Source organism: Lewinella sp., from assembly GCF_050633125.1.
Taxonomy (GTDB): Bacteria; Bacteroidota; Bacteroidia; order Chitinophagales; family Saprospiraceae; genus Lewinella.
Genome location: NZ_JBOEFX010000184.1, coordinates 1 through 8,266, shown reverse-complemented (window position 1 = coordinate 8,266; position 8,266 = coordinate 1). Strand labels below are relative to the sequence as shown.

Sequence of the window (8,266 nt, the reverse complement as noted above, 5' to 3'; positions counted from 1 at the left end):
GTCTAAACCCTTCTCTGATGTATTATTTTTACATTCTCTACAGCCTCAAAGATGGTCGGTTATACAAAGGGGTCAGTTCCGATCTGCCAGCTAGAATTTTACAACACGATGCCGGGCGAAACAAATCTACAAAGTACCGCAGGCCACTCATCTTACTGTATTTCGAAATTTTTCCAGAAAAACAGCAGCACTACAGCGAGAACGCTGGGCCCAGTTCTTTAGAAGACGGAAGCCAACTGCGCCAGATTCTTGAAGACCGCTATCTCCTAAATACCAACGGGAAAATTTTCGACCAGTCCACCAAATGACTTTGATTACGCAACCCAGCTGGTTAGGATTCATAATCCCGAGGTCGAGTGTTCAAGTCACTCTCACGCTACGAAAAAAGAGCTCGAATGGTAACATTCGGGCTCTTTTTGTTTTTAACACCTCAAAGTCAGCTCCATAATGCCGGGTTTCATGCCGGAGCTGATGGAGTGAATATCTTTAATCAACGCCAAAAATTTCAGCCAGCTTCGCCTCCAACTGCGCGCCGCGCAAACCACGAGCGATGATTTTACCTTCTGCATCCAGTAGAATGGTATGAGGAATAGAGCTCACACTGTACATCTGTGCCACTTCGTTTTTCCAGCCCTTAAGGTCGCTGACTTGTAGCCACTGGAGGCCATCCTGCTCAATCGCTTTTAACCAACGATCTTGGGTTCTGTCAAGACTGACGCCTAGTATTTCGAAGCCTTGTTCTTTGTAAACATCGTAGACGCGCTTCACATTTGGGTTTTCCTTCCGGCAAGGGCCGCACCAGCTTGCCCAAAAATCAATGAGCACCACCTTGCCGCGCAGATCGCTCAGGCTGATAGACCCGCCATCTGGCGTAGCTTGCGTAAAATCAGGAGCTTCGCCGCCAATCAGGAAGCTTTTTTGGCTTTCGATTTGTTTGGCCAAATCAGTTGTAGCCCGTGGATCCAGCTCGCTAAAATGGTCGATAAACTGCTGAGCATAATCAACAAAAGCAGGATGGCTTTTTTGTTTCAAAATAGAAATAATACCTCCCAGGGCCAGCTTTTCTGCCATACTACCTTGGGGGATATCAGTAAAGATTGGGTCTACGGCAGCAGTAAAGGCTTCCTTGTCTGTATACACCTGAGAAAGGGTGTTGGTATAGTTTTTAAAACTCTCATAAACCCATGGTAACTCATGGTATGCTTCGTCTTCCCAATCTACAAACTGGAAGAATTCGCGTGCAAAGTAGGCTATTTCGTTATCGTACGCTTCTTCTCCATAATTAAAGTAACTCAGGTAAGTATTGAGGGCTGCGACCCTGGCAAGGAAAGGGTTGGCCGTTTTCAACGAATCCAATAAGCTGATCCGACGCTGATCTACCACGGCCATTTTTTGGATAGCCTGGGGTTTTAGTTCTGCATTACGAAAACTCATTCGATACATTTGTACCGCCTGCTGATTTTCCTGGTTGATCGCATTAAAAGCGTCTTTCAGCGACGAATATTGGTCATTGATAACGGAGTTTTTGACCGCAAACGGAAGTTTGCCGTTGCAGCTGGTGTTGAGGATTACGCCTTCCTCTTCCCCTAGTACAATGGGTTGCAGTTTGGTAGGATCAGGACCGAAATAGTAAAAACGGTGTCCGCCTGCTGGAATTTCAAATTCGTAAATATTATCGTTGCCACTAGCGGCTATTAGGGGCTTGAAAGATGTGCCATCAAAGGTATACAAAGCCAGGTCTTTCGTACAGCCTTGGGTTTCGGCTTTCACCATAAGCGTGTTTTGCGCCTGAAGTAAAAAACCAGTCAGAAAGAGAGAAAGTAAAATCGTATAACGCATCGTATAAGGATTATAATTTTTATACACCCGGCACTAAGTAATCTGGAATATTCTCACTTAGTGCCGGGTATACTAAAGAAACAAAATTAGGTCTTATTGAGCGGAATGACAACTTAAGAGGGTGTTTGGGGCTTCCGCTGATAAGTAAAGCTACCAGATACTTCGATAAAAAGCTATCTCTCGTCGAAACAACGGCACCTTTGCCAACCTCTTACGATTAGAAATCGTTTATTTGATAAAGATTATTTCCTGAACCCTCAGGTTCTTTATATTTATACCTGAAAGCCCCAACAACAAAACAATAACCTCTTCTGACAACTTTGTGGTTAAGCTAAAGCCCGAAATTATCAGAGAATCAACAACAATAACGACATGACTACCCAAGGCTCCTTTCAATTTGGTGGCAACAACAAAAGCCCCTTCCAGGGCATCGTTGGCATCGTGGTAGCTATTCTTTTCTTTTTTGCCCTTTTTTACTTTGTACAGATTCTATTTAAGATTCTCTGGTTTTTGTTACCAGTAATGGTCATTGCTACTGCAATTATAGATCATAAAGTTATCCTCAATTATTTTGGTTGGATTGGAAAGCTATTTAAAAGCAACGCAGTGGCCGGGATAGCGATGAGCGCGCTCACTATTATTGGCGCGCCAGTCGTATCTCTTTTCTTGCTGGGAAAAGCATTACTACGCAAAAAGATAAAAGATGTACAAACAGAGGCAGATCGCCAGCAAAATGGCGAGTTTGTAGAATACGAAGAACTGGACAGTGAAACGATGGACCTTCCTACACTGGAGCCACCATTACGCGCTGATCCTCCTCCGAAGAATGATACAGGTTATGACGATATGTTCCGGTAGCCACTTCGGTATAGAAGTATCTACTAGAAGATAGAAAGAGGAGGCTGCGTTATATAAAATAGGACGTTTCCATCCCTCTACGCAATGATCATGTAGATGACCGATTCTCTAAAATTCTACAAAAAAATAAACGAGGGGGAACTCTTTCCTCGCATTGCTGGTTATCCTCACCAAATAAGCAAATAACATGTATTCAGCACAGCACATTTTTAAGATTTTCGGTAAAGGGCTAGCGCCTTAACGGAAGTCTTATGTCCTGGCTGTACAGTGCAAAAGCGCCTTCCGTTGATTCGGGAGGCGCTTTTGTTATTATTTGAAATGCTTGTGTAGCGTAATTGGTTAACGCATCCGTCTGATACGCGGAAGATTGGTGGTTCGATTCCATCCACAAGCACTCAATAGTCTACAAAAAAAACTGACTGGGTAGACTATATCCCTTCAAAGCATTGCAGGCGATGCACCGGATTTTTGCTCCGGGTAACCAGGTTCGATTCCTGGTGAGGGGACTTTTATTTTTTTATAAAGGGAACTTAGCAAAGATGGTCTATGCGCCGGATTGAAGCTCCGGAAATGGTGGATCGTTACCACCAGTTCCCACAATTAGAAGGAGAGAAAAGGCTTCATCATAAAGCTGCTCTCTAGTCACTCGCCATCGCCATCGTCGCCATGCTCACTTTCGTATCGGGTACGGCCAATAGCTGGCTCGCGCAAGCTTCCATAGTCGCACCGGTTGTAAGTACATCGTCTACTAGTAAGAGGTGCTTGCCAGTGATGAGTTGGGGCTTCTTGACCCGAAAGGCAGTCTGTGCATTTTCCAATCGTTCCTGGCGTGATTTACGGGTCTGCGACTCGGCATGTTCTGGCCGTTCGAGAGCATAAGGGTAATGGGGTAACTCCATACTTTTCGCCAGCCCTGCCCCAAAAGCAGCGGCCTGATTGTATCCGCGTTGGTGCTGCTTGCGAGGATGGAGGGGTACGGGCACAATGGCATCAATGTCCTTGAAGTGATCTTGCTCGCGCAACTGCCGCCCAAATAATACACCCAACTGATGGCCAATTTCAGGTTTATGCTCGTATTTGAGCTGATGAATCAGGCGTTGTACTCGACCAGATTTAGAAAAATAATATTGGGCAGCCCCTGACTGTAATGGCACCCTTCCCCAGAAGATTTCTGTAAAAGCGTTTTCCTTTTGTTCGTACTGCTTGGTTTTGGGTAGTTGAAATTCACAACTCAGACAAAGCAGTTCGTCATTTGGCGGCAAATTACTCCCACATGCCAGACAAAGCTTCGGATAAAGCAGGTTGAAAAAATCATGCAACCAACGAAAGTGGCGGGTATTGATATTGGCCAAGATGGATTGGTTTTAAAGACTAATTACCGCTGCTAAGCTACTAAAATTTGTCAGAGAAATTGTCTGAAACACTGGAGGCCACGCTAGCAAAAGGTATGGAGATTCCGCAACAGACTCTTATCTTCCGCAAAAAAAAGAATGTACCTCTTATGTCCACTCCTAGCTTGCCTGTTTATCGGGGCCAGAATCTTGAGTTGCACGTAACCTGAGATGACGAATGATTCTACGGGATCAGAGCAAAGTCCGGTTGATTGGTTGTTTCGTCAACGGGCTTTTCCTGCCGGGAAACTGGATGGTGTTGCGTATAAAAGCGCCCTTAAGCGACGTGCTTTATTGGCGAAAACTGGCAGGATATCAACGGTGATTTACCAGACATTCCTGTCAACGACTTGGTGGTTCACCCCGATAATGGAATGCTGCTTTTTAGCACCAACTGCGTTGATGCTGAAAAACAGTGTGTTCATATCGCTTACCTTGTTATTGGTGCATAATTTTAGTTGCTCTCTACGACAGGACTTATTTTTGGAATATGAATACAAATACATTGCTCCAACGCTATCGCCCACTTTGGTTGGGCGCGCTGATTACTTTCTTTTTTATTGTTGTCCTGCGGATGATTGGCTTCCTGCTCATTGACCCCAACGAGACGGCAGCCAACCTGACTATTTTCACTATCTGGTGGCTGTTTCTTGCTTTTTTGTTGTACCGCTTTGATCGGGTTACACACAAAATGCAGCTTCTTGGGCATATGGGGATCATGGGAGGACTGCTCGTTTCGGCCATTGTGGTAGGCAGTTCCTCCGCTATCGACGACAATCCGCTGACCATTACCCTTTTGGTTGCTGCTGCGCTCTACCTGCTACGCTGGATGGCCCCTGCTTTTTTTCGGCTGTACCAGTGGGTCATTGTAGGTAGCTACGTGGCGCTCCTGGCTGTTTTTGCAGTCGCCCGTTTTACGCCCGATTATTTTCAGGCCAATTCTGATGTATTGTACGCGGCCTTCTTTTGGCCGGTGCCGTTGTTGTTGCTGCTTTGGGTTTACCAGCAATGGAAGTGGCTGAAATCCATCCGTGCAGAGAAAGCCGAAGCCGAGCTGGCCTTGCTCAAATCGCAGATCAACCCGCACTTTTTCTTCAATACCCTCAATAACCTTTATTCCCTCACCGTCGAGCAATCGCCAAAAGCACCGGAGATGATCGTGAAGCTATCCGAGATGATGCGTTACACTATCTACGAAGGGAAAAAGGAATGGGTACCGCTGATGGAAGAAGTAACCTATTTGCAAAACTACCTCGAACTTCAGGAGATCAGGCATCACCACCAAGTTCGTATCAGCTTCTATCAGGATCTTGATGCGGGCGTTGAAGTATCGCCGCTGCTGTTTATTGTCTTATTGGAGAACGCTTTCAAGCACGGTGCCGAACATTTACTGGAAGATGCTTATATTCAGATGAAGCTTGTCGCAAAAAACAACCAGATCGTCTTTTCTATAGAAAATAATTTCGATCCCGAAGCACAAGTCGCAACGACTGACGGTATTGGCTTGGAAAACCTTCGCCGTCGTCTCGACCTCGTCTACCCTGCTAATTACACCCTTGAAACGAAGACAGTAGACAATGTGTATCAAGCTGTTTTAACTATAGGATAACTACGTTTAATGATCAAATACCTTATTGTCGACGACGAACCGCTAGCTCATAATCTCATCCGTAAATTTGCGGATGAGATTCCGCATCTGCAACTCAAGCAGCAGTGCTACAACGCACTCGAAGCACTCGCTTATCTCCAGAAACACCAGGTGGATCTTATTTTTCTCGACTTGCACATGCCCCGGCTCTCTGGTTTCGATTTTCTGCGTACCCTGGCCCAGCCACCCAAGGTGATAGTGACCACGGCCCACAAGGAGTTTGCTCTGGAAGGCTACGAGCTCAATGTAGCCGACTACCTTCTCAAACCCTTCTCTTTCGAACGTTTTCTCAAGGCTATCAATAATGCTTTTCCGGCACAGGCACCTGCGCCACCGCCAGTATCTAGGCCTACTACCGATGCCACCTTACAGCGCTTGTTTGTCAAAGGCGACAAAGCTTACCACAACCTCCACTTGCCGGATATTTTGTTCCTCGAAGCTTACGGTAGCTACACCAAGGTTCACCTCCCCACGGGCATGTTGCTCACCCACGCCCCGCTCTCTTTTTACGTCCAGCAATTGCCGTCAGTGACTTTTTTGCGCGTCCACAAATCCTTCATCGTCGCCACCACCAAGATCGACCGAATAGCTGGCAACCGCATCTATCTGGCTAACCACGAAGTACCTATTGGGCAAACCTTCAAGCAGCAGGTAATGGCGTTGTTGCCGTAGGGATAGGCGGGTTTTATGTTTTTAGGCTGAACCATATAAGAAAGCTATTCAAGGAGGAACTTAGAACCCTTTCCTTCTTCTCAAAAACGAAACAAGCAGTAGTGTACATTACATCACTACTGCTTGCTCCAATAAAGAAAGGGTAATAATAAGGCAGAACCCTACTCCACCAACCTCACATCCCTAAGCACATACATCAACTGATTGATATCCGAGTCATTTAACTCCAGGGTGCCTTTAATTCTTATGGCTTCCGTTTTGTACTGGATAGCCTCGTCGGCGTAGACTTCCATGACCGTTTCTGGACCGGCACCGCCACAGAAGAAGCACATATTGTAGGGGAAGGCCGAAAAGATGAATTCCGTATGGCTTTTGTAACCCTCAACGGGGATGACATAGCCTTTGATTTCAATTTCCTGTCCCTCTAGTGCTTTTACTTCTTCACTAAAAACGGGTACGTCGACCTTGAATCCCAAGAGTTCATCGTACTGTTTGGTGTAGGTTATTTTGGCTAAAGACTGCCAAATATTTTCCGTGGTTTCCTGGCCGTATACAACGCCAATGCTAAGAGCGGAAAGTAAAACAATGCAAAGAATACGCATGATTTGGTTTTTGTTCCTTAGTATAACGCAAAGATAAGGTATTCGGCTTGTTACAAAGAGGTTAAAGTTTTAGAAGAGGTAAAATGATTGATAATTATTTTCTGAAACATTAACTAAATAAAAAACCAAATTAGGAAAATAAGGTAGAATATTGCATTGAATTTCGTGGATTCAACTGACCCGATCTTCCCATCATTTCATGCACAAGTCTATTGTCTTTGCAGCCTGCGTAGGTCTGCTCATCCTTTTTAGCGGAGAGCAGCGTTCTATGCCCCTGAATCCTACTATTGTTGCCCCCGAGGCAGACACGGTCGTTGCACCGTTAAGAACCTTAGTAGATGAAGAATTACAACTCCGATTGGATGGTATTCTAAATCAGCGATCGGATTGGAAAAACTTGATTAGCCACAAGAAAATGGCGGTGAGTCTAGTGGATTTACAAGATCCAGAGCTTCCTCGTTTTGCACAGCTTAATGGCGACCATATGATGTACGCTGCCAGCCTGCCTAAAATTGCAGTACTTCTGGCCGCTATGGATGCTATCGACAAGGGAGAGCTGAAAGAAACTGCTGAGGTAAAACGAGATATGCGGTTGATGATCAGCCGCTCGGACAACCAGGCTTCTACTCGAATGATTGACCGGGTGGGCTTCGATAAAATTGAGGCCGTGCTTACCGATCCTGAGTACAGGCTCTACGACAAGCAGCAAGGTGGTGGCTTGTGGGTAGGTAAACGCTATGGCAGTGGGGGAGGGCGGCACCCAGAACCCATGAAGGGTTTGAGTCATGCTGCTACCAGCACCCAGGTTTGCCGGTTTTATTACTTGCTGGCAGAAGAGGCCCTTGTGAACCCGGAACGCTCACAACAAATGATGAATATCCTTGCTGATCCGGCGCTGCACCACAAGTTTGTCAATACCCTTGACCGCATTGCTCCGGAGGCGACGCTGTTCCGTAAGTCTGGCTCTTGGAAGACCTATCACTCAGACTCTGTTATGGTACTCGGGCCAGATCGTCGGTATATCCTCGTCGCTCTCATTGATGATCCTGCTGGAGAATCAATTTGCAGGGAACTGGTACTTGAAATAGAAAAAGTGTTAGCTGCTACGCCATAGTTATTACCTGCTTTGAGTAACGTAAAACGCTCCGTTCAGCTTGCTGAACGGAGCGCCAAAGTCGCACACATTACCTTTATATAATCTTATACAACAGCCGCAAAAGCGTACTGAAATTTTAGCTTAGAGCTTGTTGGGAAAT

8 protein-coding genes and 1 tRNA gene are annotated in these 8,266 nt (G+C 45.8%); 6 read left to right on the top strand and 3 right to left on the bottom strand.

The genetic code is table 11. From position 1 onward, the window contains the following. A partial coding sequence (locus tag ACRBG0_RS27500; RefSeq protein ID WP_431490037.1) for a GIY-YIG nuclease family protein occupies positions 1-308 on the top strand: 308 nt, incomplete at its 5' end. Positions 309-486: 178 nt separating this feature from the next. Here the strand turns inward: ACRBG0_RS27500 and ACRBG0_RS27495 are convergent. Continuing rightward, a complete protein-coding gene (locus ACRBG0_RS27495; RefSeq protein WP_431490036.1) occupies positions 487-1,839 on the bottom strand; it encodes a TlpA family protein disulfide reductase in 1,353 nt (450 codons plus the stop codon). Between the two features lie 372 nt (positions 1,840-2,211). Between ACRBG0_RS27495 and ACRBG0_RS27490 the strand changes: the two genes are divergently transcribed. Both ACRBG0_RS27490 and ACRBG0_RS27485 read left to right on the top strand, forming a co-directional pair. Beyond that, positions 2,212-2,697, top strand: coding sequence for a hypothetical protein (locus ACRBG0_RS27490; protein WP_431490035.1), 486 nt, complete (start codon positions 2,212-2,214; stop codon positions 2,695-2,697). Positions 2,698-3,017: 320 nt separating this feature from the next. Then, positions 3,018-3,091, top strand: a tRNA-Ile gene (locus ACRBG0_RS27485). Positions 3,092-3,335: 244 nt separating this feature from the next. Here ACRBG0_RS27485 and ACRBG0_RS27480 read toward each other — a convergent pair. Continuing rightward, positions 3,336-4,049, bottom strand: coding sequence for a ComF family protein (locus ACRBG0_RS27480; protein WP_431490034.1), 714 nt, complete (start codon positions 4,047-4,049; stop codon positions 3,336-3,338). A 529-nt stretch (positions 4,050-4,578) separates the two neighbouring features. Here ACRBG0_RS27480 and ACRBG0_RS27475 point away from each other — a divergent pair. Together ACRBG0_RS27475 and ACRBG0_RS27470 are read left to right on the top strand one after the other, a co-directional pair. Continuing rightward, complete coding sequence (locus tag ACRBG0_RS27475) at positions 4,579-5,697, top strand: sensor histidine kinase (RefSeq protein ID WP_431490033.1); 1,119 nt, start codon at positions 4,579-4,581, stop codon at positions 5,695-5,697. Between the two features lie 9 nt (positions 5,698-5,706). After that, positions 5,707-6,408, top strand: coding sequence for a LytR/AlgR family response regulator transcription factor (locus ACRBG0_RS27470; protein ID WP_431490032.1), 702 nt, complete (start codon positions 5,707-5,709; stop codon positions 6,406-6,408). A 161-nt stretch (positions 6,409-6,569) separates the two neighbouring features. On the opposite strand, the gene ACRBG0_RS27465 is transcribed toward ACRBG0_RS27470, so the two are convergent. Beyond that, entirely contained in the window at positions 6,570-7,010 is a 441-nt protein-coding gene (locus tag ACRBG0_RS27465; protein WP_431490031.1) for a hypothetical protein, read from the bottom strand. 199 nt (positions 7,011-7,209) lie between these two features. On the opposite strand from ACRBG0_RS27465, the gene ACRBG0_RS27460 reads away from it, so the two are divergent. Then, positions 7,210-8,124 carry a serine hydrolase gene (locus ACRBG0_RS27460; protein ID WP_431490030.1) on the top strand — a complete coding sequence of 305 codons (915 nt, stop codon included), beginning with the start codon at positions 7,210-7,212 and terminating at the stop codon, positions 8,122-8,124. Positions 8,125-8,266 lie beyond the last annotated feature (142 nt).

Coding starts and splice junctions, on each gene's coding strand:
- ACRBG0_RS27495 (WP_431490036.1), bottom strand. CDS start 1,839: ATGCGTTATACGATTTTACTTTCTCTCTTTCTGACTGGTTTTTTACTT.
- ACRBG0_RS27490 (WP_431490035.1), top strand. CDS start 2,212: ATGACTACCCAAGGCTCCTTTCAATTTGGTGGCAACAACAAAAGCCCC.
- ACRBG0_RS27475 (WP_431490033.1), top strand. CDS start 4,579: ATGAATACAAATACATTGCTCCAACGCTATCGCCCACTTTGGTTGGGC.
- ACRBG0_RS27470 (WP_431490032.1), top strand. CDS start 5,707: ATGATCAAATACCTTATTGTCGACGACGAACCGCTAGCTCATAATCTC.
- ACRBG0_RS27465 (WP_431490031.1), bottom strand. CDS start 7,010: ATGCGTATTCTTTGCATTGTTTTACTTTCCGCTCTTAGCATTGGCGTT.
- ACRBG0_RS27460 (WP_431490030.1), top strand. CDS start 7,210: ATGCACAAGTCTATTGTCTTTGCAGCCTGCGTAGGTCTGCTCATCCTT.